The sequence below is a fragment of the Rhizobium sp. WYCCWR 11128 genome, from assembly GCF_013416305.1.
GTDB classification, from domain to species: domain Bacteria; phylum Pseudomonadota; class Alphaproteobacteria; order Rhizobiales; family Rhizobiaceae; genus Rhizobium; species Rhizobium indicum.
In genome coordinates this window covers 161,159-187,828 of sequence record NZ_JACCEZ010000003.1, presented here as the reverse complement: position 1 = coordinate 187,828, position 26,670 = coordinate 161,159, and the positions used below count along the sequence as shown (strand labels likewise).

The 26,670-nt window shown below is 59.8% G+C and carries 25 protein-coding genes and 2 pseudogenes; 10 read left to right on the top strand and 17 right to left on the bottom strand.

Translation table 11 applies throughout. The features are described from left to right. The first annotated feature begins 15 nt into the window (after positions 1–15). The 6 genes from tsaD (at position 16) to HX898_RS13245 (ending at position 5,270) form a co-directional block, all read left to right on the top strand. Positions 16–1,113 (top strand): tRNA (adenosine(37)-N6)-threonylcarbamoyltransferase complex transferase subunit TsaD, encoded by a 1,098-nt coding sequence (gene tsaD / locus HX898_RS13270; protein WP_180194851.1) that lies wholly within the window; start codon positions 16–18, stop codon positions 1,111–1,113. After that, positions 1,110–2,093, top strand: a complete 984-nt coding sequence (locus HX898_RS13265; RefSeq protein ID WP_138331810.1) for an NAD(P)H-dependent glycerol-3-phosphate dehydrogenase — start codon at positions 1,110–1,112, stop codon at positions 2,091–2,093. The genes tsaD and HX898_RS13265 overlap by 4 nt, the downstream gene beginning before the upstream one ends. A 9-nt stretch (positions 2,094–2,102) precedes the next feature. Further along, entirely contained in the window at positions 2,103–2,396 is a 294-nt protein-coding gene (locus tag HX898_RS13260) for a YciI-like protein (protein ID WP_138331809.1), read from the top strand. A 2-nt stretch (positions 2,397–2,398) separates the two neighbouring features. Then, positions 2,399–2,830 carry an EVE domain-containing protein gene (locus tag HX898_RS13255; protein ID WP_003543603.1) on the top strand — a complete coding sequence of 144 codons (432 nt, stop codon included), beginning with the start codon at positions 2,399–2,401 and terminating at the stop codon, positions 2,828–2,830. Beyond that, positions 2,827–3,510 (top strand): methyltransferase, encoded by a 684-nt coding sequence (locus HX898_RS13250; RefSeq protein ID WP_180194850.1) that lies wholly within the window; start codon positions 2,827–2,829, stop codon positions 3,508–3,510. The genes HX898_RS13255 and HX898_RS13250 overlap by 4 nt, the downstream gene beginning before the upstream one ends. Positions 3,511–3,590: 80 nt before the next feature. Then, the gene (locus HX898_RS13245) at positions 3,591–5,270 is read left to right on the top strand and encodes a glycoside hydrolase family 3 N-terminal domain-containing protein (protein ID WP_180194849.1); all 1,680 of its coding nucleotides are present in this window, start codon (positions 3,591–3,593) and stop codon (positions 5,268–5,270) included. 88 nt (positions 5,271–5,358) lie between these two features. Here HX898_RS13245 and HX898_RS13240 read toward each other — a convergent pair. From HX898_RS13240 to HX898_RS13200, 9 genes and pseudogenes are all read right to left on the bottom strand, one after another. Then, positions 5,359–5,529, bottom strand: a pseudogene (locus HX898_RS13240) (ornithine cyclodeaminase family protein); the annotation flags it as partial. Positions 5,530–5,993: 464 nt separating this feature from the next. Further along, positions 5,994–6,407 (bottom strand): DUF3830 family protein, encoded by a 414-nt coding sequence (locus HX898_RS13235; protein WP_018072093.1) that lies wholly within the window; start codon positions 6,405–6,407, stop codon positions 5,994–5,996. Next, positions 6,404–7,837, bottom strand: a complete 1,434-nt coding sequence (hydA, locus tag HX898_RS13230) for a dihydropyrimidinase (RefSeq protein WP_180194847.1) — start codon at positions 7,835–7,837, stop codon at positions 6,404–6,406. Before hydA ends, HX898_RS13235 begins: the two co-directional genes overlap by 4 nt. A gap of 11 nt (positions 7,838–7,848) precedes the next feature. Next, positions 7,849–8,577, bottom strand: a complete 729-nt coding sequence (locus HX898_RS13225) for an amino acid ABC transporter ATP-binding protein (protein ID WP_180194846.1) — start codon at positions 8,575–8,577, stop codon at positions 7,849–7,851. Then, positions 8,574–11,522 carry an FAD-dependent oxidoreductase gene (locus HX898_RS13220; RefSeq protein ID WP_180194976.1) on the bottom strand — a complete coding sequence of 983 codons (2,949 nt, stop codon included), beginning with the start codon at positions 11,520–11,522 and terminating at the stop codon, positions 8,574–8,576. The genes HX898_RS13225 and HX898_RS13220 overlap by 4 nt, the downstream gene beginning before the upstream one ends. Then, positions 11,519–12,409, bottom strand: a complete 891-nt coding sequence (dapA, locus tag HX898_RS13215) for a 4-hydroxy-tetrahydrodipicolinate synthase (RefSeq protein ID WP_180194845.1) — start codon at positions 12,407–12,409, stop codon at positions 11,519–11,521. The genes HX898_RS13220 and dapA overlap by 4 nt, the downstream gene beginning before the upstream one ends. Positions 12,410–12,424: 15 nt before the next feature. Then, complete coding sequence (locus HX898_RS13210; RefSeq protein ID WP_180194844.1) at positions 12,425–13,117, bottom strand: amino acid ABC transporter permease; 693 nt, start codon at positions 13,115–13,117, stop codon at positions 12,425–12,427. A gap of 77 nt (positions 13,118–13,194) precedes the next feature. After that, the gene (locus HX898_RS13205) at positions 13,195–14,031 is read right to left on the bottom strand and encodes an ABC transporter substrate-binding protein (RefSeq protein WP_180194843.1); all 837 of its coding nucleotides are present in this window, start codon (positions 14,029–14,031) and stop codon (positions 13,195–13,197) included. 115 nt (positions 14,032–14,146) lie between these two features. Next, positions 14,147–14,800, bottom strand: a complete 654-nt coding sequence (locus HX898_RS13200) for a GntR family transcriptional regulator (protein ID WP_180194842.1) — start codon at positions 14,798–14,800, stop codon at positions 14,147–14,149. A gap of 112 nt (positions 14,801–14,912) precedes the next feature. Between HX898_RS13200 and HX898_RS13195 the strand changes: the two genes are divergently transcribed. The 3 genes and pseudogenes from HX898_RS13195 to HX898_RS13185 all read left to right on the top strand — a co-directional run bounded on the left by HX898_RS13195 (position 14,913) and on the right by HX898_RS13185 (position 16,907). Continuing rightward, a complete protein-coding gene (locus tag HX898_RS13195) occupies positions 14,913–15,596 on the top strand; it encodes a GntR family transcriptional regulator (RefSeq protein ID WP_029870938.1) in 684 nt (227 codons plus the stop codon). 29 nt (positions 15,597–15,625) lie between these two features. After that, positions 15,626–15,925, top strand: a pseudogene (locus HX898_RS13190) (transposase); the annotation flags it as partial. A 124-nt stretch (positions 15,926–16,049) separates the two neighbouring features. Further along, positions 16,050–16,907, top strand: a complete 858-nt coding sequence (locus HX898_RS13185; protein ID WP_011653844.1) for a LysR substrate-binding domain-containing protein — start codon at positions 16,050–16,052, stop codon at positions 16,905–16,907. 92 nt (positions 16,908–16,999) lie between these two features. Here the strand turns inward: HX898_RS13185 and HX898_RS13180 are convergent, their stop codons facing one another. From HX898_RS13180 to HX898_RS13165, 4 genes are all read right to left on the bottom strand, one after another. Next, complete coding sequence (locus HX898_RS13180; protein ID WP_180194841.1) at positions 17,000–18,298, bottom strand: aminotransferase class III-fold pyridoxal phosphate-dependent enzyme; 1,299 nt, start codon at positions 18,296–18,298, stop codon at positions 17,000–17,002. After that, positions 18,271–19,557, bottom strand: a complete 1,287-nt coding sequence (locus HX898_RS13175) for a TRAP transporter large permease (RefSeq protein ID WP_138331798.1) — start codon at positions 19,555–19,557, stop codon at positions 18,271–18,273. The genes HX898_RS13180 and HX898_RS13175 overlap by 28 nt, the downstream gene beginning before the upstream one ends. Next, on the bottom strand, positions 19,554–20,018 hold the full coding sequence (locus HX898_RS13170) for a TRAP transporter small permease (RefSeq protein WP_062941283.1): 465 nt from the start codon (positions 20,016–20,018) through the stop codon (positions 19,554–19,556). The genes HX898_RS13175 and HX898_RS13170 overlap by 4 nt, the downstream gene beginning before the upstream one ends. Positions 20,019–20,111: 93 nt before the next feature. Then, complete coding sequence (locus HX898_RS13165) at positions 20,112–21,110, bottom strand: TRAP transporter substrate-binding protein (RefSeq protein ID WP_180194840.1); 999 nt, start codon at positions 21,108–21,110, stop codon at positions 20,112–20,114. A gap of 221 nt (positions 21,111–21,331) precedes the next feature. Between HX898_RS13165 and HX898_RS13160 the strand changes: the two genes are divergently transcribed. Then, positions 21,332–21,589: a CrpP-related protein gene (locus tag HX898_RS13160; RefSeq protein WP_180194839.1), complete on the top strand. Its 258-nt coding sequence runs from the start codon at positions 21,332–21,334 to the stop codon at positions 21,587–21,589. Positions 21,590–21,677: 88 nt separating this feature from the next. On the opposite strand, the gene HX898_RS13155 is transcribed toward HX898_RS13160, so the two are convergent. The 4 genes from HX898_RS13155 to HX898_RS13140 all read right to left on the bottom strand — a co-directional run bounded on the left by HX898_RS13155 (position 21,678) and on the right by HX898_RS13140 (position 26,658). Then, positions 21,678–23,480: an adenine deaminase C-terminal domain-containing protein gene (locus HX898_RS13155; protein ID WP_180194838.1), complete on the bottom strand. Its 1,803-nt coding sequence runs from the start codon at positions 23,478–23,480 to the stop codon at positions 21,678–21,680. A gap of 108 nt (positions 23,481–23,588) precedes the next feature. Further along, positions 23,589–24,779, bottom strand: coding sequence for an amino acid aminotransferase (locus tag HX898_RS13150; protein WP_180194837.1), 1,191 nt, complete (start codon positions 24,777–24,779; stop codon positions 23,589–23,591). Positions 24,780–24,862: 83 nt separating this feature from the next. Continuing rightward, complete coding sequence (gene hutH, locus HX898_RS13145) at positions 24,863–26,476, bottom strand: histidine ammonia-lyase (protein WP_180194836.1); 1,614 nt, start codon at positions 26,474–26,476, stop codon at positions 24,863–24,865. Beyond that, positions 26,473–26,658, bottom strand: a complete 186-nt coding sequence (locus HX898_RS13140) for a hypothetical protein (RefSeq protein ID WP_180194835.1) — start codon at positions 26,656–26,658, stop codon at positions 26,473–26,475. The genes hutH and HX898_RS13140 overlap by 4 nt, the downstream gene beginning before the upstream one ends. Positions 26,659–26,670: the final 12 nt, after the last annotated feature.

Below are 26,670 nucleotides of genomic sequence, written 5' to 3'. Positions count from 1 at the left end.
CAACGAACAGGTTTCATGGTTCCCTTTCTGCGCATCCTTGGCATCGAAACGAGCTGCGACGAGACCGCCGCCGCGGTCGTCGAGCGCGATGCGGAGGGGCATTCCAACGTGCTGTCGGACGTGGTGCTTTCCCAGCTCGACGAACATAGCGCCTATGGCGGCGTGGTGCCAGAGATTGCCGCACGCGCCCATGTCGAAGCGCTGGACGAGCTGATCGAGGAAGCGCTGAAGCGCGCCAATGTGTCGCTCGATGATGTCGACGCCATCGCCGCCACGTCGGGGCCGGGGCTGATCGGCGGGCTGCTGGTGGGGTTGATGACCGGCAAGGCGATCGCCAGAGCCGCCGGCAAGCCGCTCTATGCGATCAACCATCTCGAGGGTCATGCGTTGACGGCGCGGCTGACGGACGGGCTGTCCTTTCCCTATCTGATGCTGCTCGTCTCCGGCGGCCATACCCAGCTCATCCTAGTGCGTGGTGTCGGGCAATACGAACGCTGGGGCACGACGATCGACGATGCGCTCGGCGAAGCCTTCGACAAGACGGCAAAGCTGCTCGGCCTGCCCTATCCCGGCGGCCCGGCGGTGGAGCGGATGGCGCAGGCCGGCAATCCCGATCGCTTCGACTTTCCGCGGCCGCTGGTCGGCGAGGCAAGGCTCGACTTTTCCTTCTCCGGCCTGAAGACGGCGGTGCGGCAGGCGGCGCAGGATATCGCGCCGCTTAGCGATCAGGACGTCGCGGATATCTGCGCCTCGTTCCAGAAGGCGGTTTCGCGGACGCTGAAGGACCGTATCGGCCGTGGCCTGCAGCGATTCAAGACGGAATTTCCAGCGACTGGCGAAAAGCCGGCGCTCGTCGTTGCCGGCGGTGTCGCCGCCAATCTCGAACTGCGCGGCACGCTGCAGGCGCTGTGCGACAAGAATGGCTTCCGCTTCGTCGCGCCGCCGCTCAGGCTCTGCACCGACAATGCCGTGATGATCGCCTGGGCGGGACTGGAGCGGATGGCGACCGGCGCCGCACCGGATGCGCTCGACGTGCAGCCGCGCTCGCGCTGGCCGCTCGATTCCAATGCGGAAACGCTGATCGGTTTCGGAAAACGAGGGGCCAAGGCATGAGCGAAAACATCGCCGTCGTCGGATCGGGGGCTTTCGGCACGGCGCTCGCCGCGGTCATCGCGCTTGCCGGCCGCAGCGCCGTGACACTCGTCGGGCGCGATCCGTCACTGATTGCCGATCTGAAGTCCGAACGGCTGCATGATGCGGTACTGCCCGGCATTCTCCTGCCCGATACGCTGGAATTTTCTGCCGAGGCGGATGCGATCACTGGTGCCTCCATCGTGCTGTTTGCAATGCCGTCGCAGGCCCAGGCCGATGCGGCGCGGCAATACGGACCTTATCTTTCCAAGGATGCTGTCGTCGTCACCTGTGCTAAGGGTATCGAACGGGCGACCGGCAATCTTCTGACCGACATGCTGGAACGGGAACTGCCGGACCATTCCGTCGCCGTGCTCTCCGGTCCGGGTTTTGCCGCTGATATCGCCAAGGGCCTGCCGACGGCGATGGCGATTGCTGCAGCCGACATGGAAATTGCGGAGCGGCTCGCTCAGGCGATTTCCGGGCGGACCTTCCGGCTCTACGCTTCCAACGACCGGATCGGCGTGCAGCTCGGCGGCGCGCTGAAGAATGTGCTGGCGATCGCCTGCGGCATCGTCGAAGGCCGTGGCATCGGCGATTCCGCGCGCGCGGCGCTGATTGCGCGCGGGCTTGCGGAAATGTCGCGTTTCGTCGTCGCCAAGGGCGGCCAGGCGGACACGGTGCGCGGGCTTTCCGGCCTCGGCGATCTGGTGCTGACGGCAACGAGCCATCAATCGCGAAACCTGCGCTTCGGCATCGCGCTCGGGCGCGGCGAAAAGACCGACCCCCTGCAGGGTGCGCTGGTGGAAGGCGCGTTTGCCGCCTCCGTCGCCTCGCGGCTTGCGGCGGAATTGAAGGTCAGCATGCCGATCACCGATGCCATTTCCGCCATCATCGACGGCAAGCTCGATATATCAGAGGCGATAGAGCAGCTGATGACGCGTCCGATCACCACCGAATAGGAGACAGACATGCTTTTCGCCCTTCTCTGCAAGGACAAACCGGGACATCTGAACGTGCGCATGGATACGCGTCCGACGCATATCGAATATCTGAACAAGCTGAATGCCGAGGGCACGCTGAAGATCGCCGGCCCGTTTCTCGATGACGACGGCAAGCCCTGCGGCAGCCTGATCATCGTCGAAGCGGAATCGAAAGAGGCGGCGCGTTCGCTTGCCGATGCCGATCCCTATGCCAAGGCCGGACTATTCGAAAGCGTCGACGTCAAGGCCTACAACTGGGTCTTCAACAAACCGGAGGCGTGAGCATGGCGCATTGGCTCTATAAATCCGAACCCGCATCCTGGTCCTGGGAGCAGCAGAAGGCTGCCGGCGAAAAGGGCACAGAATGGACTGGCGTCCGCAACTATCTGGCGCGCAACAACATGCGGGCGATGCAGATCGGCGACAAAGGCTTCTTCTATCATTCCAATGACGGGCTGGAGATCGTCGGCATCGTCGAAGTCTGCGCCCTGTCGCATCCCGATTCTTCCGCCAAGGGCGATCCGAAGTGGGATTGCGTCGATATCCGCGCCGTCATGGACGTGCCGAAGCCGGTGACGCTGAAGGATGTCAAGGCGAGCGAGAAGCTCGCCAAGATGGCGCTCGTCACCTCGATGCGGCTTTCGGTGCAGCCGGTGACCGAGGAGGAATATCTCGAAGTCTGCCGCATGGGCGGACTGGACAATCCGCCGCGTTGAAGACCGATCCGCAAGCTTTCATCCGCGCCAATACCAGCCTGATGCCACCGCCGCATGTGCCGGAGATTTCGCTCCATCTGGCAAGCGAGGCGCATGAGCTCTGGTTGAAGACGGAGGAGGAGCTGGAAGCGATCGGCCTGCCGCCGCCCTTCTGGGCTTTTGCCTGGGCGGGCGGCCAGGGACTGGCACGCTACGTTCTCGATCATCCGGAAACGGTGCGCGGCAAGCGCGTGCTCGATTTCGCCAGCGGTTCCGGCCTTGTCGGCATTGCGGCTGTGATGGCCGGTGCCCGGGAGGTCATGGCTGCCGATATCGATCCCTGGGCGGAGACGGCAGTCCGGCTGAATGCCGAGGCCAATGGCGTTTCACTCGGATTTACCGGCGCCGATCTGATCGGGCAGGCCGTCGATGCGGATATCGTGCTTGCCGGCGACGTCTTCTACGACCGCGTTTTCGCCGACGCGCTCGTTCCCTGGTTCGCGAAGCTGGCAGCCGACGGCAAGTGGGTGCTGGTCGGCGATCCCGGACGCAGTTACCTGCCGAGAGATCGGCTGGAATTCTGCGCGGTTTATGAGGTGCCGGTAACGCGGGCGCTGGAGGACAGTGAAATCAAGAAGACGACGGTGTGGCGGTTCGCTCGGCACGAGATATCCAAGATGTTCCCGACGAACTTAGCCTGACATCACCGCGCTGGCTTATGACGGGATAGCGTGCATATTCACACGGGCTATCCGCAGAGCGTTGATCAACGGGGGAACTTATGACGATCTACGACGAGCTTCGCAAAGCGCCGTTCAACCTCGACGACGCTGCGATATCCTGGCTCCACGACACCTATGCCTCGCTCGATCTTGATGACAAGATCGGCCAACTCTTCACCTTGATCATGATCGGGACGGATGAGGAGGATTTCAAACGCATTGCTTCACTAAGGCCGGGCGGCGTAACCCGCTTCTTCACGGCTGACCTCGAGTTCGAGCGGCGGGTCATCTCTGACCTCGTGGCCAAGAGCAAAGTCCCGCCCATCATCAGCGCAGACCTCGAAGGCAGCCGTCATTCCTTCGCTTTCGGCACTCCGGTGCTGGGCCAACTTGGTCTTGCCGCCGTCGACGACGTTCAGGCGACCGAGAAAAGTTCGGAAATCCTGGCGCGCGAGGGCCGCGCGATGGGCGTGCGTTGGTCCTTCACGCCAGTCATCGACATAAATGCCGCGTTCCGATCGCCGATTGTCGGTACACGCTCATACGGCTCCGATGTCAACAAGATTGAGCGGCACGCGGTTGCCCATGTTCACGGTCTCCAACGAAATGGCGTTGCCGCTACCGCAAAGCACTGGCCGGGCGAGGGATACGACGACCGCGATCAGCACCTCGTTACGACGACCAATCCGCTTTCCATGGACGAGTGGAAGGAAACCTTCGGTCGGCTCTACGGAACGCTGATCACCGAAGGCGTGTTGGCAATAATGAGCGGGCACATTTCCCTTCCGGCCTATATTCGATCGAAGATGCCAGATGCCGGGCTTGAAGCCTTCCGACCGGCCTCGGTTTCACGGTTACTGAACGTTGATCTTCTCCGAGACGAACTCGGCTTCAATGGCATCATCGTCTCTGACGCGACACCCATGGGAGGGCTGTCCGCCTGGGGCCATCACCTCGATACGCTGCCTGATATCATCGCGAATGGCTGCGACATGATCCTCTTCAGCGATGCACCTGAGGAGGATATGGCGGCGGTCAAGGCTGCCGTCGAAGATGGGCGAATTACTCAGGAGCGACTTGAGGAAGCGGTTCTTCGCGTGCTGGCGCTCAAGGCGCATCTCAAACTTTTTCAACCGTCAGACGTCCTCCCCGATGCGGCGGAAGCGCGCCATCTGCTTGCGCATCCAGACAATGTCGCTGCATCAAGGGAATACATCGGCCGCTCGCCTACGCTTGTGAAGGACGTCAATGGTATCTTTCCGCTCGATCCGGCGAAAACAAAGCGCGTGCTGCTGGTCGACGGCGGCATCATTCATCCGCTCATGCCGCAGCCACTGGAATTCCTGTTGCCCGCGCTGTTGCGGAAGGAAGGTTTCGAAATCACGATCGACCGACCGGACATCGTGCCGACCCCCGACGACTTCGACCTCGTCCTCTACGCGCTAGGCGACGAGTCGCTGCTCGTACGAGGCCGGATATTCATCGACTGGCATAGGATGGGAGGTGGAAGCCTTTTCAAGGCCATGTACCGACCCTGGACGAATATTCCCTCCGTAATGATCTCATTTGGGCATCCCTATCACCTTTACGATGCGCCGCGCGTACCGGCCTATATCAATGCGTACTCCACCATGGACAGCGTCCAGGAAGCCGTCGTTGATTGTATGCTCGGTCGCAAGCCCTTCCTCGGCACCAACCCGGTAGACCCTTTCTGTGGCCTTGAAGATGCGCGCTATTGAAGTCGTGGGGAGCAGAGGCTGCCGGCCTATTGCAACGGGGGGCAACAGGCGCGTTCCGTTCATTCGCGATCGCCCGGACCAGAAGATGTCAGCCGGCGATCAAAGCGGCTTCATACACCGTCGTCGCGCCGGCAAGATCAGCCAACGCCGTTCCGACTGCCTTGTCGAGAGTGATCTCGTCGTTGGACGTCCGCGCTGGACTATCCCGGCGACACAGTTCGTCAAGTGTCGCACGCACCGCATCTGTAGAAATGACGCCGCCTCGACGGGAATAGAACCGTCGGCACAGCACCGCCTTACCTGCTCGACAGGGGTATCGCAGCGTCATTGCGCATCACCACCTCTATATGTGCGCAGAATGCTGAGAGACGGACGAGGAGGAATTGGCGGCGAAGCCATGAGCCTCTGTAGAAGAGACATCTTACGCGTTTTTGGCTGCTTCTGCGACGGAGGCAGTTCTTGCGCCGCTCTTTTCGCAAGTTCGAAGTCAAAATCAAAAGACATTTTGGGCCTCGTCCAACATTTGGAAATCTCGACGAATAGAATGCAGGAAACGTGCCAACCGCTGCGTTAGGCGGCGCTGGCACGTCGACTGCAACCTGTCGCCTCGCGCTATTGCGCCTAGAGCACTTCCGTTTTTCTTCGAATCGCGGAAGTGCTCTATCTCTTTGTTTTCATGCAATTCCGGACGCAAAACCGCTGTGCACTTTTGCTGGAATTGCTCTAGGATACGGCCTCAAATCGAATGGATTGCGCGCCTTCCCACAGCGTGAGGCGCCCTATTTCGGCGAGTTGGTCGAGATTGGATGTGATTGTGATGAAATGATTGCCAGCCAGTTGGCCCATTTTCGATGAAAAATCGACGCCTCCATAGGCAAGCAGGATTTCCGTTTCGCTAATGCCTCCCGGGTAAAGGATGATATGACCGGGGGCCGGATGGCTTGTATGGTTCTCATAACCGACGCCGAAATCATGGTCGCCAAGCGGGATCCAAACGCCCTCGCCAGACCAGCGAACGTGCACGATTTTACCATCGAACGGCATCTGCTTGATGAATGCTTCACAGGTTTTGGGCGCTCTGGCAGTTTCCAGGACAGCGTCGAAGATGAATGGCCCTGCTGTAATTTTCAGTTTCATGATGTCGCTCTTGTTAGATTTGACTGCTTGTTGATTTGTCTCGCCGCGGCTTTCCGATATTGCCCGTGGCCCTTAGTGCCCACCAGGATGCCGTTTTCGACGACAGGCTTTCCGGCGACAATCGTCGTTATCGGCCAGCCGGTGATCTCGATCCCCTCGTAGGGCGAATAGTCTGCGCCATCATGCAGGTCCGCATGATGGATCGTCCGTTCGATGGCTGGATCCCAGATCGCGATGTCCGCATCCGCCCCCACGGCAATCGTTCCCTTTTGTGGATAGAGGCCGTAGGTCTTTGCATGGTTCGTTGATGTCAGGGCGACAAAGCGCGGCAGATCGATGCGTCCGGTCATGAACCCTTGCGAAAATAGGATGGGAAGGCGGGTTTCGACGCCTGGAATGCCATTGGGAATGTGCCTGAAATTCGTGCGGCCTTTGGGATTAAGCTTCCCGTGCTGGTCGTCGTAGCGGAATGGACAATGATCGGATGAAAAGAGTTCGAATGCCCCGGTCTCGATGCCGCGCCAGCATTCTTTCTGGGCATCTTCATCCCGCGGCGGCGGAGAGCAGACAAGTTTCGCGCCCTCCCAATCCATGCCGTCGAGGTCCTTGGCGGTGAGCGTCAGATATTGCGGGCAGGTTTCCCCGACGACCTTGACACCTCTCGTCCTTGCGCGAGCGATCTCTTCCATCGCCTCGCCGTTCGAGACATGCACAATGACAACGGGAACGTCCACGATTTCGGCGAGCGTCAGGGCGCGGTGCGTGGCTTCGCGTTCGACGGCGACCGGACGGGTGGAGGCATGAGCGCGTGGGGCAACGTCGCCGGCCAGCTCGTGTTTTTCGATCAGGAACCTGATTGCGTCCTCGTTTTCACAATGGACCATGACGGTGGCGCCCGTCCGTCGCGCGACATCGAGCGTCTTGAGTATCTGCGCGTCATCGAGGCGCAGGCTCTCATAGGTCATGAAGACCTTCAGCGACGGATAGCCGTCGGCCACAAGCGCTGGCAACTCCTGGCCCAGCACGGCGTCGCTCGGGTCGGATATGATCAGATGAAAACTGACGTCGGTATAACACTGGCCCTCTGCGAGCGCATGATAGGCCGTCAGCACCTCTCGCAGCGACTTGCCCTTTTCCTGAAGGCAGAACGGCATGATGGTGGTATTGCCGCCGAACACCGCCGACAGCGTTCCGCTCTCGAAGTCGTCGGCCATCTCGATCCCGTCGCCCGAAGGCTGGGAGATATGGACATGGCTGTCGATGCCGCCTGGAAGGACATATTTGCCCGAGGCGTCGATCGTGCGCGCAGCACCCGACAGGCTCTGCCCGATCTGGACAATCTTGCCGTCTTTAATGCCGATATCCGCCTGGAAAACATCCGCAGCAGTCGCCACCGTGCCGTTCTGAATGATGAGATCGTAGTTGCTCACAAGCCTGACCTTCAGTGTTGCAGGATTTTGCCAAGGAAGGCTTCGGTTCGTGGGTTGTGTTTTCCCGCGAAAAACTCCTCGCTCGGACGATCCTCGACGATCTCGCCCTGATCGATGAAAATGACACGGGTCGCCACCCGGCGGGCAAATCCCATCTCATGGGTGACGACCATCATCGTCATGCCGTCCTTTGCCAGTCCGGTCATGACGTCGAGCACTTCGGAAATCATCTCTGGATCAAGCGCGGACGTCGGCTCGTCGAAGAGCATGGCGAGCGGATCCATCGCGAGCGCCCGCGCGATCGCCACGCGCTGCTGCTGCCCGCCGGAGAGTTGGCTTGGATATTTTTTCGCGTGGTCCGTCAGCCCGACGCGATCAAGAAGCCCCATCGCCTTGGCGTGGGCTGCCGTTTCGCTGCGGCCAATGACAATCTTCTGCGCCAGCATGATATTGCCGATGATCGTCAGATGCGGAAACAGTTCGAAATTCTGGAAGACCATCCCCACTCGTGTGCGAAGGTTCGGCAGGTCGGTCTTCGGGTCGCCGACTTCGATACCATGCACCCGGATCGAACCTTCCTGAAACTGCTCGAGCCCGTTGACGCATTTGATCAATGTCGATTTGCCCGACCCCGAGGGGCCGCAGACAACCACGACCTCACCGCGCTCGACGTTCACCGAGCAGTTCTTAAGGACAGCGAACTGACCGTAATATTTGGTAACGCCAGTGATCTCAATCATGCCCGGCCTTTCTGGAAACGCGAGATGGAAAAGGGTTGCAAGGCTCTATCGGTCTCGCGACCGAGAACGAGCCGAGATGTCAACTGGCCGACGATCGGGCCGAGCGTATAGCCGTTTGAAGTGACGGCGTTGAAGAACCCGGGCATTGACGGATGTTCGCCAAGGATCGGCGCACCGTCGATGTTGATATTCATCGCCGCCCAGCTTCGGATGACGTGAAGTTTGCGCAGAGCGGGAACGACATGCTGGGCAACCCAAAGGTTCCCCTCAAGGCTCGACAGGAGCGGGCGTGGATGTTGATGGACCGGATCGAGGCCTGCGGTCCAGCCGCCGCCGATGATGAAGTTCCCGTTTGCCGCCTGCTTCAGGGTCAAATGGCGGTCGGCATGGGCGACGAGACACGAGATCAAAGGTGCTGCGGCCTCGGTAACCACCATCTGCAGCGGAGCGCCGAATACGGGCACGTCGACACCGAGCATAGCGCCGATCCTTGAAGCGAAGGCTCCGGCTGCATTGACGATCCGTTTTGTCCGCAAGATGCCCCTCGATGTCTTGACCTCGAACCCGTCGTCCGAGGTCCTTATTCCGGTGACCTCGCAATTTTCGAAGACTTGAGCGCCGTCTCGCCGTGCCGCCTCCAATATATATTGCGTAGCGACGAGAGGATTGATCTTGCCCTCCTCAGAGCAGTAGGCAGCGCCGACGAAGTGAGAAGACAGAGCAGGCTCCAGGGAGCGCAGTTCCTCTTGCCCGATCAAGCGGCAATCGATCCCGGCCGCGCACTCCACCCCGACCTTTTCCGCCAGAAAACGCATGTGGTCATCGGTTTCGGCCACCATGAGGCCGCCTGTGACCTTCATCTCGAAATCCTGTCCGAGCTCGCTTTGCAGCGCGGCCCAAAGAGCGATTGAATCACGCTGGAGGGGAAGTGTTTGTGCAGCCGCTCCGCCACCACCTTCGGCACGGGCACCATGGTCGAAGGAAAGCAGCTGGGCATGAAGGCTTCCTGCATTCCCTCCTGATGCCAGCGAGTTCGCAAAAGCGCGCTCCACCACCGTAACGTCCTCGCCTTCCCGGGCAAGGAAAAGCGCCGTCGAAAGGCCTGCAATGCCCGCGCCGATTACCAGCGTGGACGTTTCCGCCACCGGCAAAGGTTGAGGGCTCGCCAATGGAGGTTTTTCCGGCAAAAGTGCGCGCTTGTGGCCGCCCCATTCTGGCTTTTCGACCGCAAGCGCTGCAAGCGGAATAGGTCGAAGTGGCATTTGCGGAGCCAGAAAACCGCGTGTTTCGCCAGTGAGGTGCCGTTCTTTCGCGACGTCAGCGATCGCTTTGCCGCAGTATCGGCTCTGACATCGCCCCATGCCTGCACGCGACAGGCGCTTTAATGTCGAAACGTCCTGCGCACTATCTGCGCTGAGCGTCCTCAAGGCACCGTAAGTCACGCCTTCGCAACGGCAGATCAATGCATCATCTGGCGGAATTGCCGTCTTTGTCTTTGCATCGTCCTTCGGCGCAAAGACCTGCCAAAGGGCCTCTTGAAACCGTCGATGGCGGGCAAGCCTTTTCACCACGCTTTCATCGGCTTGGACAAGGAGGCCCAGTTTTCGCGCAATCGCTGCGGCGGCGATCCGTCCTTCTGCCATCGCAACATGCGCGCCGCCGAAACGCGCCGCTTCACCGACAATATGCACGTTCGCGAGCGTTGTCTGACCGTCGAGATCTCGCACTGCCCGCAGATCGCCGTCGACGACTTCATGGCCGCACCCGAGTAGCCGGGACAGCTCATTGGAGGATGTGAAATTGCCACTGAGAAGGACGGTGTCAGCATCGAGATTGGTCTCACCGCCTGGTCCGGCGAACGTGACGCTCTCCACACGTTGCGAACCGTTGATCGAGGTGAGCACGCTATTCCAGCCTATCTTGACGCCCGCGGACCTAAGCGACGATATCTGGCGCAATCCGTGGCGGGCGAGGGCGGGATCCGTTGTCAGAAGGCTGAGGGCTGCCACCGGCCGAGACCAGGGTGGCGGTGCTGCTTCCAGCAAAGTGACTATGGAGGCTCCTGCCTTTCGAAGTTCGTTTGCGACCTGCATATTCAAAGGACCGTTTCCGGCAATAACGATCCTTCGGCCGGGCACGGTGCCATAGCTCCTCAGCAACGTCTGGGCGGCCCCTGTTGTCATCGCACCAGGAAGTGTCCAACCCCTCACCGGCGTTGGGCGTTCGTAGGCCCCCGTCGCGATGATGAGTATTTTCGGCTTGCAGTAAAACGCATGGCCCGACCCATAGCAGGCGATAATAAGCGAACCGTCGTCGTCGCGAGCGGCACCCCACGCCACCGTAGCGGTTAGAAATGTCACGCCATGACCGCGCACTTGCCCTATAAGCGCTGCACCGGATAAAGCCTGCTCGTCGCCACTCAATCGCTCGGCGGCGCTCCGCGTTGAGGGTTGTTTGAAATACTGCCCGCCGGCAGACGGCCGTTCATCAATGACAGTCACCTTGGCGCCGGCCGCAGCAAGGACCTCAGCTGCGGCAAGCCCCGCGGGGCCCGCTCCGACAATGAGAACGTCCATCGTCCTTGTCGTCAAGGAATGCGGCACACTGCAGAGATCGGCAATCTGACCAGTGGCAAGGTCGGGCCGAGCAGCAGGGCGCAGGACCTGCATGTCATTGTCGACGGTGGTCATGCAGGCCCGCTGGCTGACTTTTCCGTCGATCGTCACGAGACAGTCGTGACAGACACCCATTCCGCAGAAGAGGCCACGGCCGTCGCCTTTGATGCCTCGGGAAAATTCATGCCGCCCCGTCGCCTCGATGGCGGCGGCAACAGACATGCCCTTTTCGGCAAATATCTGCAGGCCGTCGACCGAGAGCCTGACCCGCGCATCGTCGGGCCTCAAACTCTGGTTTATGGAAGCGACGGGCATCATGGAATTCCTCAGACGCTGAACGTCAGACCGAAATCGGCCACCAGCCTCTTCATGGCGGCGTCCTGCGCGGGCGGCAACGGCAGGCGCGGCGGACGCGGCAGGCCTGCGCCAAATCCCATGTGGGTCAGCAGTGACTTCGTTCCTGCGACATAGGCCTGGCCCCCGACCGCCTGAATGACAGGCAGCCATTTGAGGTAAAGCTCTCTTGCCTCATCGAACTTTTTCTCATTTGCGACAAGTTCGAAGATCCGCGCCATCGGTCCTGGCGCAACATTTGAAGCCACTGCCACCCAGCCCTGCGCACCCATAACGAAAGACTCGAACCCGAGAATACCCCCGAACACAGTCATATCGTCGCCGGCCAACCGGATGATATCGCGCACGCGCGTCACTTCCAGGGTGGACTCCTTGATGTAGTCACAGCCGTCGATTTCGGCGATGCGCTTGACCAACTCTGGCTTCAGATCGACGTTTGCGGTCGCGGGATTGTTGTAGACCATAATCGGGATGGTCACGGCAGACGCAATGCTCTTGTAGTGGTGAACGAGTTCGTCATCCGTTGGGGTGGAATAGAACGGCGGAATAATCATGACGCCGTCAGCTCCCATTGCCTCGGCCTTGACGCTAAGGCGAATGGACTCCCGCGTATCTTCCGCTCCTGTGCCGATCAGAACAGGCACCCGTCCCGCGACAGTTTCGATGACGGTCCTCGCCACACTATCGCGCTCTTCCTCGCTGAGCGACAGAAACTCACCCGTCGATCCAAGAGGAATCAGGCCATGGATACCTTCCTTGACCTGCCAGTCGGTAAAGGCAGCCAGCCCCTTCAGATCGACCGCGCCACTGGGATCCAAGGGAGTAATCATCACGGTGTAGACACCGCGGAACGTCTTCTGCATTTGAAAATCCTGGTTCTAGCGCTTCTCGTTAATGGAAAGCCGAGATCCGGCTTGACCGAGACGCTTTTCGATATGGCTCTGGAAGAAGTCCCAGAGTGTTGTGAGGAGGAGGTAATAAATCGCCGCGACCGCAAACAGTTCGAGCACCATGAACCGCTCCTGGATGAGAACCTGGGTCCGGCGAAGGAGTTCTTCGACCGAGATGACGGAGGTGACAGAGGTCGTTTTCAAGAGACCGTTCACCGAATTGCCGAGAGGCGGAACGATAACTTTAAAGGCTTGCGGCATGACGATGTAGCGCATGATCTGACGCTCCGTCATGCCGAGCGCGCGCGCTGCCCTGGTCTGGCCTTCCGGCACGGCTTCGATGCCGGCGCGAATGATCTCCGCGAGATAAGCCGCCTCGTTGAGAGCCAATCCGAGCAACGCCGCCTCTATGACGGTGAACTTGATGCCGAACAGCGGAAGCGCCGTGTAGATCGCAATCAACTGTACAAGAAGCGGCGTGCCGCGAAAAAGCCAGATATACGCCTTGGCAAGGTAGTATGGCACCCGCCGCGACGATCGCCGCATCAATGCAAGGGCAAAACCAAGAATTAGCCCCGCAGCCAACGAGACGACGGTGAGCCAAACGGTCGTGAACACCCCGCCAAGTATAAAGGGGTTGAACAGATAACCGAAGAAGCCAGACCAGTTCCAAAGCGACATGAAGACGACTTTCTGCAAGAGGTTTGGCGCGACGTGGTCGCGCCCCGCCTCATCTCTAAACGATCTTTGAAATCAGTTCAGCGGCCGGGGCCTTTGACCGAATAGTCACCCGCGACCATCGGCAGACCGTATTTGTCAAAGAGCGCCTTCAGAGATCCATCCGCCTTCATGTCTTTCAACGTCGCAGACACGGCATCAGCCAAAGCCGGGCTTTTGAATGCGACAGAAACCGGAGCGGGGTAGAGGCCGCTGATTGCCCGTTTGAAGTCCCCGCGAGAATCGTACTCCTTGGCAACCGCGTCGATCGACACGACACCCTGGACCTGGCCTGCCCGCAGAGCCTGGAAGGCCAAGGCGAAATTATCGAACGTCTGGATGGTCAAGCCTTCTTTGCCCGCGTCACGCAGTTCCTTGTCGAGAAGGCGTGTCTTTGTTTCCTCGAAACCACCAATTTCGACACCGATCGTCATGCCGGCCAGATCATCTTTTGCGGCGACGTTTTTCTTCGAATCCGGCGCCACGGAGATGCTGATGGCCTGATCTTCATAGGGGATCATCTGCATGATCTTGGCGCGTTCCTCGGTGAAGAAAATGCCCGTATTGATCATGTCCCAGCGGCCAGCCTGCAGACCCGGAACCATCGCGGAGAATTCGATCCGGACATATTCGGGTTCAAGGCAAAGGCGCTTGGCGATCTCTTTGCCGAGGTCGATGCGCATGCCCTTCAGATCACCCGTGGAGTCGATGAACTGGAGCGGAGGAAGCGTTGGATTGGTCGACATGACGAGCGTGCCGGGCTTGATCAACTCGCCTGCCGCCACTTTGGGTTCGCAGGATTGAGCGAAGGCAAAAGACGCTGTGACCGACAGGAAGGACGCGGCAAGAACGCTGCGAGAGAAGTGTGAACGGAGCATGGAGAGCCTCTGGAGTTCGATTCTTTATCGTTGGATCCCGATCGTGCATTCAAGTGGGATCCCACTTTTATACAAAAGTCCCACGTAGATGCAAGTGCATTCTCAACTCATCGATTCAGTAGTTCGCAAGCACGCCCTGACGGACGACTTCGAGATGATCGGCCATGGCTCGGCGAGCCGCCTCGGCATCGTTGGAGGCTAAGGCAAGCAGGATCGCTCGATGTTCTCGCACGCCCGGCTTTGCGCGCACCACAGGCAGCTGCCGCTCGAATATCGTTGTATAGCGCCGCATCTCCCCGATAGTGGTTGCCATAAAGGGGTTGCGGCTCTCGCTTGCGATATAGTTGTGAAGCGCATCGTCAAACGCCCAGACCACCTCAGGGTCAGGTTCGGGGTCGGCCTCGATCTCGTCAAGCATCCTTGTCAAAGGGTCCAGTTCAAGTCGCGAAACGTGGGGACTGGCGAGCGCGGCCGCAGTTGGTTCGAGCAGCATCCTCATGGTGAGGCTGTCAAGGTAGTCCTTGAGACTGATGACCCTGACCGAGAGAACGCCTTTTTCGTTTCTGACAAGTAGTCCCTCTCCTTCGAGACGTCCCAGCGCGTGGCGCATGGGAGAACGCGAAACGGCATGTTTCGTCGCCAGGCGGCGTTGCTGGACGACCGATCCCCCCGCGAGCCTGGCTGATAGAATATCGGCCAGCAGGGAACGGTAGGTTTCGTCAGCAAGGCTGGAGTCGCCAACTTCATTCAGACCATCGTCCATCTGCACTCGTTCCAGTCCTTTTCCAAATCGGCTATCATATGTAACAAGTGATCGCGTAAGGAAAGCACGATGCCGCGTCGAGCGGCCAACGCCCTAAAGAACAAGGAAATGGCAAACGGTGACAGACGCTTTGGCGGCCCCGGGTCGGAAAATCGCGGAGAAAGGGCAGCACAATCTTGCATCGCTGACCTACAAGGCCGTGTCCGACATGATCCGGCATCGCCGGCTGAAAGGCGGGCATGTCATCGTTGAGGCAAGGCTTGCCGAGACACTCGGGATTTCGAGGACGCCGCTGCGCGAAGCGCTGCAGAGGCTAGAGGGCGAAGGTCTGGTTCGCAAGGGCGATGGCCGAAACTACGTCGTGCGACAGGTGGATGTCGGCGAGTATCTTCAAAGCTTGAAACTGAGATTGTTGATCGAACCTGAAGCAGCGGTATTGTCGATCAACGCCATTCCGCGACGTCTTTTGATGAGCGTCCGGCAGGAAATTCACGACCTTTTGGGCGCGACGGCGTATCACACAGACGCGCATTGGTTCTCGGATGACAATCTCCATAACATGATCATCGATCATTGCGGTAACGCGGTCATGGCAAAGGTACTGCGGGAGCTTCGGGCGACCACGCGTCTCTTCGAAATCGACCGCCTGAAAGATCGCTTGAAGCCGGACTCCACGGAACACCTCGTTATTATCGAGGCGATCGACCGGGGCGATGTCGAGGAAACTCGCCGAGCTGTCGCCCAACACATCGAAAGCCTAATCGCATTTACGCGAATGCATCTACAAGTCGCTGACCTTTAGTATTGCAGTTGCATTTTGTGTGTCACGGCAAGACGGGTTGGATGCGGGGCGGCGGCGGGCGACACCGGCCTGTGGTGGCAGCAGGCTATTCTGGGGCGTGGTCATTGGGACGCGGCTGGTTTGTGCGACATCGTGTGTGTCCATGCCCTTGAGACATTGGCTGATCTTGCGGTCCTGGTGATCGACGGTGAGACGGACAAGCGAATGATCCGGTGAATCATTCGCCCGTCGAACGGTTTCTCAAGCAAGGCAAGGCATGCTGTGGGGCCGGCCGGCAATATGCAGGTTCGGCGGGCAAGATCACCAATTGCCAGGTGTTCGCATCATGGCCAGCGCTTTACTCACTTGAGGAAAGGGAGAATGATATCTGCAATCCGGCGGTCTTTTGGTGAAGCTCGCTTAGTCGGAACGATCAGATCGCCGCACGTCCCATAGCGAGTTCCAAGGTTCAAAATGCAGCACTTCGACACAGATGCGCTCGCGACCTTCGTGGCAGTGGCCGACGCCGGTGGCTTTACTGCAGCAGGGACGAGGATCGGCAAGTCACAAGCGGCCGTCAGTCTCATCATTGCCCGTTTTGAAGAACAGATCGGGCGGAAGCTATTTGACCGGACAAGACGCGGCGTGCACCTGACTGAAACAGGCGAGATCCTGATTGGCTATGCCCGCCGTATCATTGCGATCGAGGACGAGGCGCTGGCAGCGCTCGATCCAGGTGCCATGCGCGGCTATGTCCGTCTTGGAATGCCGGACGACTATATCGAGCTGTTTGGCAAGCCTTTGATTGAAGAGTTTTCGCGCGCCAATCCCCGTATCCAAGTCGAGATCCAGTGCGATTTCTCTCGCTCCCTCGAGGCGATGGTCGAACACGGCACTATCAATCTCGCTATCATCACTCGCGCCCCGGATTCAATCGTCGGCGAGTTGCTGCGTCGCGAGCCGCTGGTCTGGTGCGGACCTCCGGATGGGCAGATTGAGCGACAGCGGCCTCTCCCTCTTGCCCTGTTTCCGGAGAAGGATTGTCGAGCACGGCCCCATATCGTCCACGCTCTCACCCAGGCCGGCATTGGATGGCGAGCGGCATGGACATCCTCACATCTGCCGTCGATTCAGGCGGCGCTGGATGCGGGTGCCGCGGTTACAGCTTTGCCGGCCTCGGTTGTCGCTTCGCGACACCGCCGTCTGACCGCGGAAGACGACGGCCTGCCGTCGCTGAAACCGCTTGAGATCGCCCTTCTCGTTCCACATGGCGCGCGCGCCGCTGTTCGCACGGTCGCCAGCTTCGTCCGCTCGCATTTTCAGCAGCTTTGACACTATCTACTGTCGCCGTGATCAGGGTCGCGATCCGGCGAACGGCCAGTTGCAAGGCATATGGGTTTCAAGGTCCCAAAACAGCAAATTGGCTAAGCCGCCATGTCTCTTGCCGCGTCTTCAAAAATACCGATCATGTCGTCGATAACGCCATCGGTGTGGGCATCGGAAAGATAGAGACGACCGAAGGCAAACGGCATGATCAACAGCCCGCGGCGGCGTAGCGCCTCATGAAGTTTGAGGGTCATGACGGCATTTGCCCTGCTCAGTGTCTCTGTGTAGTTCGAGGGCGGGCTATCGGCAAACCAGATTGTAAATACAGAGCCTTCCCCCGAGGTCGTAACCGCCCTACCATAACTGGCAAAAGCTGAATTTATGCCATGCCTTAACCGCTCGCCGCGCGCCAGCAAGGCGGCGTAATTGAGGTCTCTCAGAACCTGAAACGTTGCGGTGACGGCGGCTGTGGCCACAGGATTGCCGCTGTAAGTCCCGGCGCGGTTGACTGTACCCTCTTCTGCAAGCGCCATGAGGTCGGGTCGACCGACGACTGCGGCCACTGCGACGCCACTGCCGATGGCTTTGCCCACGGTGGCCAGATCTGCTTCCACCTCCATGCTATGCCCCGTCAGCCCGAATCGCGTGCGAAATCCCATCAGCACTTCGTCGAGAATGACAAGCGCGCCATGGCGCCGCGCCGTCGCTTCCACATGAGCAAGATAGCCGGGCGCTGCCGGGATGCATCCCGCATTGGCCAGCATCGGTTCCAGGATGACGGCAGCGATGCCACTGTTTTCCGCGAACAGTTGATCGACGTCATCGAAGTCGTTGAAGCGCAGCAGCGTGGTTCGCTCGTGCACCGGCCTTGCGTTTGTGAGCATTGCCGCATCGGCGGATCCCGCCTGGCCTAGCGTGACGTCGTCATACCAGCCATCATAGCCCGCAGCCATTTTTGCGATATAGGAGCGGCCCGTGGCAGCGCGAGCGAGTCGGCAAGCGAGATGAACAGCCTCACTGCCGGTATTGGTAAAGATCGCCCGCGACAAATGCTGCGTCGCCGCGGTCAGCACGCTGGCAGCTTCCTCCTCTCCATCATGGGCAAAGGCCGGCATCGGCCCATTGCGCAGGGCGGCAGTGACTGCCTTGACAACCAGCGGATTCGCATGGCCGATCACCGTCGCCCCAAATCCGAGCGCCGTATCGATATACTGGCGCTGTCTGTCGTCCCAGATATAGGCACCTTGGGACCGTCGGGCGACAAAGGGTTTGCCGTCCATGGGTGGCAAGGCCCGCCCGGCGCTGGAGATTCCCCCAACCAGATGTGTCGTCATCGTATTTGTCCATTCGTTGCGGCCACGGACGGTTGCTAGAACCCGAAGTAGCGCGGCAGCCATTCCGTCGTCTCCGGAATGAAGGCGACGAGCAGGAGGCAGATGTTGCTGGTAATGAAGAAGGGGATAAGCCTGCGCGTAACCGCGTTCACCCCGACCTTGGCGACGTTGCAGACGACGAAGATGTTGGTGCCCACCGGTGGGGTGAACAATCCGATACCCAGCGCCATGGTGAAGATCAGACCAAGCTGATAGGGCTGTAATCCGGCTTCGATGCCGATCGGATGTAATATCGGTGCGAGGATAATCAGCGAAGGCCCAAGGTCCGCCCAGGTCCCGACGAAGGTCAAAAGCGCCAGAATCAGTAGGATCGTGATGGTCGGGCCGGCTCCCCAGGCATGGAGGAGCCCGGCGGTCCATTGGGGAATCTGCTCGACGGTCAATATCCAGGAAAATGGAACCGAGACAGCCATGATGATCATGATGGCGCCGGTCATGCGCACCGTCTCCACTCCGATCTTCCAAAGACCGACCAAGGTGATTTCGCGGTAGAGAACGCCTCCAACCAGAAGAGCCCAGACCACTGCGACGAATGCAGCTTCCGTCGTTGTCGCAAGCCCACTCAGCATGGAACTGAGAACCGCAATAGGCATCATTAACGCAGGAAGTGCCCGCAAAAGGTGCTTGCTGAAGCTTGTTACGGTCGGACGGGTCTCCGACTTTGGAAAGTTCTCCTTCACCCCGACCCACCAGGCCGTGAGCATGAATGTGACCGCCAACATAAGACCCGGAATGATGCCTGCTGCAAATAGCCCACCGATTGATGTATCCGTTATGACCCCGTACATGATCATCACAACGCTCGGCGGCAGGATGATGCCGAGCGTCCCGGCTGCGGCCGTAACTGCTGCAGCGAAGTCTCTTGGATAGCCCCGTTCGGCCATCGCCGGGATCATGATGGCGCCGACAGCACCCGTGTCGGCCGTGGCCGATCCGGTAATTCCGCCATAGATCATGCAGGTCGCGACATTGACGACACCCAATCCTCCTCGCACCCATCCGACCATGTCATTGGCAAGGTCGATGATCCGGCGTGTCAGGCCACCCTCGTTCATGATGCCGCCGGCGACGAGAAACAGCGGGATGGACGCCAATGAAATGGAATCGGCTCCCATATAGACCTGTTGCGCAAACCAGGAGGGTGGGAGCGGAACCAGACCGAAATAAATGACGACAAGAGTGGAAAACGCGATCGACCATGCGACCGGCACACCAGTGTAGAGCGTGATGGCGAAGACGCCGAAGAGAACCAGAAGCGTCATTGGCCACGCTCCCGGAATGCTGAAACGATGCGCGCAATCGCAATGACAGCCAGAGTGGCGCCCATGAAGACGATGATGCTCTGAACGGTCCAACTCGGCGCGCGCATGACGGGAGTGGGAACAAATCCCGTGCGCGCAAGCATGGCCTTGCCGCTCCACAGAAAGGCGGCGGCAACGGTGAGCAGGATGAGATTGTGATAGATGCGAAACCAGCGGTTCCGACCACTGGTGGACGTGTTGCCGTCGATGGAAACATTTTCGCCGGCGACCTCCGACAGAACAGCACCGATCGCGGTCGTCCACAAAAACAGGATGCCGACCATTTCAAATGACCAAGTGATTCCGGAGAGACCGAGATAGCGGCCCACGGCGCCAAGCCCGGTAGAAAGGATTAGGGCGACGACAACGAGGACACCAACGATCGTCATCACGAAGACCGCTGAAGAAGCCAGGCGTTTCATGGGGCTTTCCATCAAAGGAGGAAGTGGTGCACGAGCAACGAATGCGGCAAGGACACGTCGGAGGACCGATCGCATCCTCGCCGTAGGCATTGCCTATTTTCCGGCTGCTGCCGAGCGCACGGACGACACCAGATCGTCCCCCCATTCCGCCCCGAATTTCGCGTAAACAGGATCAACCATCGCACGGAAGGGTGTCGTGTCCACCGTCGTTACGGTGACGCCCTTCGACTTGAGGTCCTCGATGACCTGGGCATAGACCTCGTCAAGTTTTCCGCGGTACCACATCGTCGTCTCTTCGACTGCCTTGGTCACCGCAGCCTGGTTTTCCGGGCTCAGAGCGTCGAAGCGCTCCTTGTTCATGAACCAGTAATTCGGCGTCCAGATATAGTTCGAGACCGATAGGAACTTCGCGCTCTCATACCATTTCTGATCCGCGAAATCGCGTATTTCCGGCTCCACGCCGTCGACCACATGCGATTGCAGCGAGGTATAGACCTCCCCGAATGGAATCGATTGCGGCAGGGCGCCCAGCTGTTCGATGGTTGCAAGAATGACGGGGTTGGGCGGTGTCCGCAGCTTCAGACCCTTGATATCCTCCGGTGTGGCGATTGATTTGCTGACGGTTGCAAATTGACGGAAACCGGAATCAAGCGCTCCCAGCATCTTGAAGCCGTTGTCGGCACCCGTGTCGAAGACCTTCTTCCCGACTGGTCCGTCGAGAAAGGTGTGCGCCGCGTTTGCATCGGAAAACAAGAACGGCAAGGTGACGACGTTGAGCTTCGGATCGATCGCATCGGCAACGCCGCCTAGGCCGATATCGATGGAGCCGGAGCCGACACCATCGGCGATCGGTCCCTCATCGCCCAACTGACCATCTGGAAAAATCTGGACGGTGAGGCCGCCCTTGGTTTCGCCGGCGAGCTTGTCGGCGAACATGACGACAGCCTCCTGAATGAGGCTCTTCGAGCTTGACGCGTGGGCGAGCCGAAGAGTTTCGGCATTCGCTTGGCCGGTGCAAAGCAACAGGATGCCGGCGATGGTGGACATGGAAAGCCGACCGGCGTGAGCCCGCATGATATTGAATTCTAACATGTTACCCTCTTTGTCATTGTTATGACTAAGAGTATGTGCGGCCTTTCTCAGGGGTACAATCGGTAAAGCAACGTCTTCGATCAGGAAACGTTATGTTGCTATATCAGATCGTTATGCTGCGCAGCTTGTCACGCAACTGTCCCAAATTAACCCATTAATTAGCATTCACTTGCATGCGCGGACCACGATGCTACCGTCGCCGACATCGTGGGGGCGCGCGTATGACAATTGAAGAGCTGATCGATCTGCAGGAAGCAGGCTCAAGGGCGCGGGTGCTCGGCCTGAAGGCCCACGAAAACCCATACCTCGCCGCCCATAGGATGCCTACTGGTGATACCGGCGCCCTCGGAGATTGGCTTGCGCGTCACGACGCGTGGAAGTTCGGTTGGGAAGCGGAGGACGCTAGCCGCGAAGGTAGGATTGTTATGCACTTCAAGGAGTTGATCTCGACTGCCAAACAACGTGCGCTCGATACGTAACTGATGGCGATTTGCTAGCAACGAGTTCGGTTTTCTGCCCCGTCGCAGCGAAGGATCCGCACCTCTTTCACCATCAGATTGCCAGCGTTCAGGCCTTTTCGAAGAGCGGCGAGATCACCATTTCCGGCACTAGCACCAGGCCCTTGTCGGTTATCCGGATTTCCGGGATGACCGACAGCGGGATAAGGTTGAAGCCCATATAGGCGATGGTGCAGCCTGCCTTTTCCCATTCGAGCTTCAGGGCCTTTACCTCGTCCGCGACCTGGTGCACGCGCTTGTCGGACAAAAGCCCGGCGACCGGCAGCGGCACCATGGCCGTCACCTTGCCGTCCATGACGACACAGACGCCACCCTGCTTTTCTTCGATCGCGTCGAGCGCCACCTGCATGTCCGCGGCATTCGTGCCGGCGACGATGATGTTGTGGCTGTCGTGGCCGACCGAGGATGCGACCGCGCCTTGTCTGAGCCCGAAGCCGTTGAGCAGGCCGTGGGCGACATTGCCGGCAGACTTGCCGTGACGTTCCACCACCGTCACGAAGCAGAGGTCGTGCTTGTCGAAATGGGCTTGCCAGTCATTGGCCGGTTCCAGCGTGACGGTGACATGGCCGAGGGTAATGCCAGGCAGCTCCGTCTTGATCGTATGAGCGACGACCGTCTCCGTCGGCAGGTCCGGTGTCAGCTTGAGATTTTTTGGCAGTTTGACCGTGTGGTAGGCGGCATCCGGATAGCGATACGGTTTCGACAAGGCTTCGTCGAGGATCGGCGTGATCTTCTTACTGTCGACGACGAGCTCGCCGCCATACCAGGTGCTAACAGGCGTAAGGTCGTCGCTGAGAAGCACTAGGTCGGCGCGGCGCCCGCCGCCCAGACCGCCGATTTCGCCTTCCATGCCGAACCGCGTCGCGCCGTGCAGCGAACCCATCGCCCAGGCCTGTTCCGGTCTCATGCCGTATTTCACGGCTTCGCGCGTTACCCAATCCAGGCCGAAGGCGAGCAGATCTTCGGCATCACGGTCGTCGGTGCAGACGGCGACGCGCTTGTGGGAGGCGCCGAGCTCGGTGATCGTCTTGATCGCCTGCGGCAGCGAATGCCAGGGAGTCGTCGGCGGACCGCCGCGCAGGAAGAGCCACACGCCGGCTTCCAGCAAGTCGTCGGCAATGTCGCGGTCGATGGCTTCATGCGTGTCGGTAACGCCGGATGCGGCATAGGCGGCAACGAACTCTCGTCCGTAGACATGGCCCGACACCGGCCTGCCGCGCCCGAGTGCTGCAGCCAGGATCGCATGGCTGCGCTCGTCACCCATCGCAACGGGGACGAAATCCATCTTCTCGCCGAGAGCCACGGCTTCCGGCCACTTGTCGAACAGGGCGGCGATCTTATCCGGCGTCAGGTCGCCGCCGGCTGTTTCCAGATCCGGCGTCGTCGCCGGCACGGTGCTCGGCACGGTCAGGAAGATCGACAGCGGCGCCTGCCGTGCGTCCTCAAGCATGGCCTCGACGCCGGCGACGTCCATGACATTGCCTATCTCGTGGCTGTCGCAGAAGATCGTCGTCGTGCCGTTGAGGAGCGCCGCTTCGGCATAGGCGCAGGCCGTCACCATCGAGGATTCGATATGGATATGCGGATCGACCAGGCCCGGGGCGATGATGCCGCCCCTGGCGTCGTAGAGCTTGGCGCTCCCGCCTCTGTAGCTGCCGGCCGGCTTAACGGCTGCGATGCGGCCCCCCGAAATCCAGACTTCGCGTCCGTCGAGAAAGCGCTCCGAATAGGTGGACAAGACGCGTGCGCCCTGGATGACCAGGTCGGGTTCGCGACGAGCGGAGGCGACATCGGCAAGACGGCGGGTCATGGTCGAGAGCGGCTGAACGGAGAAGCGGGTAAGCGTGCTCATGAAAACCTCATTTCCAGGGCTCGGGGGAGGACTGGCGAGATTGTAAGGAACGCCGTCGGCGGAAGGAAGCACGAATAGTTCTTGTCTCTGGCCTCAAACAGATGCCAATCAGCGTTTCCCACGAACTGCCAGAACGGCTTCCGCAAAGGTGTCGATCTGGCTGGCCTGCAGCCCGGCGACATTGATGCGTCCGTCCTCGACGATGTAGATGGCGTGGCGCTCGCGCAGCATCACGGCTTCTCCGGGTGTCAGACCGATCAGCGAAAACATGCCTTTGTTCCTGGCGAGGAAATCGTAGTCGCTGCCATTGGTGAAACGCCGGAACGAGGCAGCAAGCCCCTGGCGCAGCGACAGAATGTTGGAGCGCATATCGTCCAGTTCGGCGCGCCAGTCGGCCGCGAGTGCAGGGTCTTCCAGGACGGCGCGAACGATAGCCGAGCCATGATCCGGCGGCATCGAATAGACGACACGGGCTCGCACCGTGAGCTGCGCCTTGGTTGCATCCGCCCGATCCGCGTTGGCGGCGAGAATGAATGCAGCACCTGTACGCTCGCGATAGATTCCGAAATTCTTCGAGCATGACGAGGAGACGAGCATTTCCGGAACCATGCCGGCGAGCAGCCGCACGACGAAGGCGTCGTCCTCGAGACCGTCGCCAAACCCCTGATAAGCGATATCGACCAGCGGAACGAGCCCGCGTACGGCGATGATCTCCGCCAGCGCCTGCCATTGCGAACGGCTCGGGTCGGCGCCCGTCGGATTGTGGCAGCAGCCGTGCAGCAACACGATGTCGCCCCGCTCCGACCGTGAGAAATGATCGAGCAGGGCGTCGAAATCCACCTCGCCTGTTCGGCTATCGAGGTACGGGTAAGTGACGACCCGAAGCCCGTTGTCTTCAAGGATCGACACATGGTTCACCCAGGTCGGGTCGGGCACATGCACCGCAGCACCCGGGCGCGCCAGGCAGATCAGGCCGGCGAGCACAGTCAAGGCGCCTGCCCCGCCCGGCGTCTGGATGCCGCGAATTCGCTCCCATGGTGCGGCCTCGCCGAAGACAAGCCTGCCGATGAGATCGCAGAAAACAGGATCCCCGGCCGGGCCGACATAGGTTTTGGTCGTCTGCGCGGTATGGATTCGTTTTTCTGCCTCTCTCACCGCCCGCGGGATCGGCGTCGTACCGGAGGCGTCCCGGTAGACTCCGACGCCGAGATCGATCTTGTTCGAACGACTGTCCTGCCGGAAAATCGGCATCAACGACAGGATCTTGTCGGCTGGCGGCATTATCAGATCATCGAACATGGTTGTCTCCGGTCAGGGAATTGCAGGCGGCGATGAAATGCCGGCGCCTCATGATGCGGCCGCAGCCGAAATCAGCCGACCGCCTATTTCAGCGCGCCGATCTTGTTCTCGATGGCCTCGAGAAATGCGCCGGACCGCACGATCTCGAGAGCCGGTGTGGTCTGCTTGGGCATGTAGCTGTCCTCCTGCTGGAACGGGATCGCGTCGCGAAGCGCGTCATAGAGCGCCTGGCTGCCGGCTCCGAGCTTGTAGCCGCCGAGCGCCTCTTCGGTCAGGAAGATGGCGCGGGCCGCAAGCAGGCATTCGACACCAAGGATCTTCGGCATGTTGTCGACCACCTGGCGTGTCTTGCGGCATGCCCATGTCGCCATCGAAACATGGTCTTCCTGGCTGCTCTTGGTTGGGATGGTATCGGCAACCGCGGGGAAAGCCAGCGTCTTGTTTTCCGATGCGACGGACGCCGCAGCCGTCGAGATGATGCCATAGCCGTAATTGAGGCCGATCGGCTTGCCGGCAAGGTTCGGCGGCAGACCGTAGTTCAATGTCGTGTCGCAAAGCGAGAACAGGCGGCGCTCGGAAATATTGCCGATTTCCACCAAAGCGATCGTCAACAAGTCCATGGCAAACGCGATGGGTTCGCAATGAAAGTTGCCGCCGGACAGGAATTCCAGCGCGCCGAGTTCGTTCCAGAAGACGAGCGGATTATCGGTCGCGGCGTTGAGCTCGCGCGTGATCAGCTCCTTGGCGTGCTCCAACTGGTCGCGGCAGCTTCCATGCACCTGCGGCAGGCAACGGAAGGAATACTGATCCTGGATCCGGGCGGTGTGTTTCGGATGCAGAATATCGTCCTCGAGGCACACTGCACGTGCTGCCTCGGTCGTGCGACGGCTACCCTCGATAATGCGACGGATATTTTCCGCAGTCGCGATCTGCCCGGGCTGCTTGCGCACGAGATGAATGCGGGGATCGAATGCTGCCTGCTCGCCGCGGATCGCCTCCAGACTGAGCGCACCGGCCGCATCGGCCGTCTTCATCAGCATCTCGGCGTCGTGGAGGTTGAGAACCGCCATGGCCGCGCAGAGGCTGTTGCCATTGATGAGGGCAAGGCAGTCCTTCGCCTTGAGATCGAAAGCAATTGGGAAGATGCCGGCTTTTTCCAACGCCTGCGGCGCTGGCATGCGTTCGCCCTGGTAATAGGCTTCCGCCTCCTCATAGCCGATCAGCACCGAAACCATGTGGGCGAGCGGCGCCAGATCGCCAGACGCGCCAACCGATCCCTGGATCGGCACCACAGGGTGAACGCCGCGGTTCAGCATCTCAACGAGACGATCGACCACCTCGATCCGCAGGCCGGAAACCCCGAGGCAGAAGGCGTTGATGCGGACGGCCATCATGGCGCGGACGATTTCTTCCGACGCCGGCTCTCCGATGCCGGAGCAATGAGAGAGCACGATATTGCGTTGGAAGCGGTCATTATCGGCCTGGTTGATGGCATAATCCTTGAGCTTGCCGACGCCGGTATTGAAGCCGTAGGTTGGCGGCGCGTTTTCGGTCAGCCAGTTTTCCTCGATATAGTTTCTCACCTTGATGATTTCGGCGCGCGCGGCATCGGCGAGCGCTACCTTGGCGCCCCGGCGCGCGATGCGAACGGTATCTTTGATCGTCAGGCTGTCACCGTCTAAAATTATGGCGTTCATCTCGATGTCCTTGAAGCTCGATAGGTGTGAGAAAGTAAGTGCCGAAATCGAACACGTCGCGCGCCGGGAGCGCAGCCTGTCTCGATCGCAGCGGCAATGCCATCAGTGACGGCGACGGAGTTTTCCGCGACACCTTCTTCGGTGACGATGGTTCCGGTCCTGACGGCGTCGAAATCGCTCATGATGTCTTCAGA

Coding starts and splice junctions, on each gene's coding strand:
- tsaD (WP_180194851.1), top strand. CDS start 16: ATGGTTCCCTTTCTGCGCATCCTTGGCATCGAAACGAGCTGCGACGAG.
- HX898_RS13265 (WP_138331810.1), top strand. CDS start 1,110: ATGAGCGAAAACATCGCCGTCGTCGGATCGGGGGCTTTCGGCACGGCG.
- HX898_RS13260 (WP_138331809.1), top strand. CDS start 2,103: ATGCTTTTCGCCCTTCTCTGCAAGGACAAACCGGGACATCTGAACGTG.
- HX898_RS13255 (WP_003543603.1), top strand. CDS start 2,399: ATGGCGCATTGGCTCTATAAATCCGAACCCGCATCCTGGTCCTGGGAG.
- HX898_RS13245 (WP_180194849.1), top strand. CDS start 3,591: ATGACGATCTACGACGAGCTTCGCAAAGCGCCGTTCAACCTCGACGAC.
- HX898_RS13235 (WP_018072093.1), bottom strand. CDS start 6,407: ATGAAACTGAAAATTACAGCAGGGCCATTCATCTTCGACGCTGTCCTG.
- HX898_RS13225 (WP_180194846.1), bottom strand. CDS start 8,577: ATGATTGAGATCACTGGCGTTACCAAATATTACGGTCAGTTCGCTGTC.
- dapA (WP_180194845.1), bottom strand. CDS start 12,409: ATGCAGAAGACGTTCCGCGGTGTCTACACCGTGATGATTACTCCCTTG.
- HX898_RS13210 (WP_180194844.1), bottom strand. CDS start 13,117: ATGTCGCTTTGGAACTGGTCTGGCTTCTTCGGTTATCTGTTCAACCCC.
- HX898_RS13205 (WP_180194843.1), bottom strand. CDS start 14,031: ATGCTCCGTTCACACTTCTCTCGCAGCGTTCTTGCCGCGTCCTTCCTG.
- HX898_RS13185 (WP_011653844.1), top strand. CDS start 16,050: ATGCAGCACTTCGACACAGATGCGCTCGCGACCTTCGTGGCAGTGGCC.
- HX898_RS13180 (WP_180194841.1), bottom strand. CDS start 18,298: ATGGCTGCCGCGCTACTTCGGGTTCTAGCAACCGTCCGTGGCCGCAAC.
- HX898_RS13175 (WP_138331798.1), bottom strand. CDS start 19,557: ATGACGCTTCTGGTTCTCTTCGGCGTCTTCGCCATCACGCTCTACACT.
- HX898_RS13170 (WP_062941283.1), bottom strand. CDS start 20,018: ATGAAACGCCTGGCTTCTTCAGCGGTCTTCGTGATGACGATCGTTGGT.
- HX898_RS13165 (WP_180194840.1), bottom strand. CDS start 21,110: ATGTTAGAATTCAATATCATGCGGGCTCACGCCGGTCGGCTTTCCATG.
- HX898_RS13160 (WP_180194839.1), top strand. CDS start 21,332: ATGACAATTGAAGAGCTGATCGATCTGCAGGAAGCAGGCTCAAGGGCG.
- HX898_RS13155 (WP_180194838.1), bottom strand. CDS start 23,480: ATGAGCACGCTTACCCGCTTCTCCGTTCAGCCGCTCTCGACCATGACC.
- HX898_RS13150 (WP_180194837.1), bottom strand. CDS start 24,779: ATGTTCGATGATCTGATAATGCCGCCAGCCGACAAGATCCTGTCGTTG.
- hutH (WP_180194836.1), bottom strand. CDS start 26,476: ATGAACGCCATAATTTTAGACGGTGACAGCCTGACGATCAAAGATACC.
- HX898_RS13140 (WP_180194835.1), bottom strand. CDS start 26,658: ATGAGCGATTTCGACGCCGTCAGGACCGGAACCATCGTCACCGAAGAA.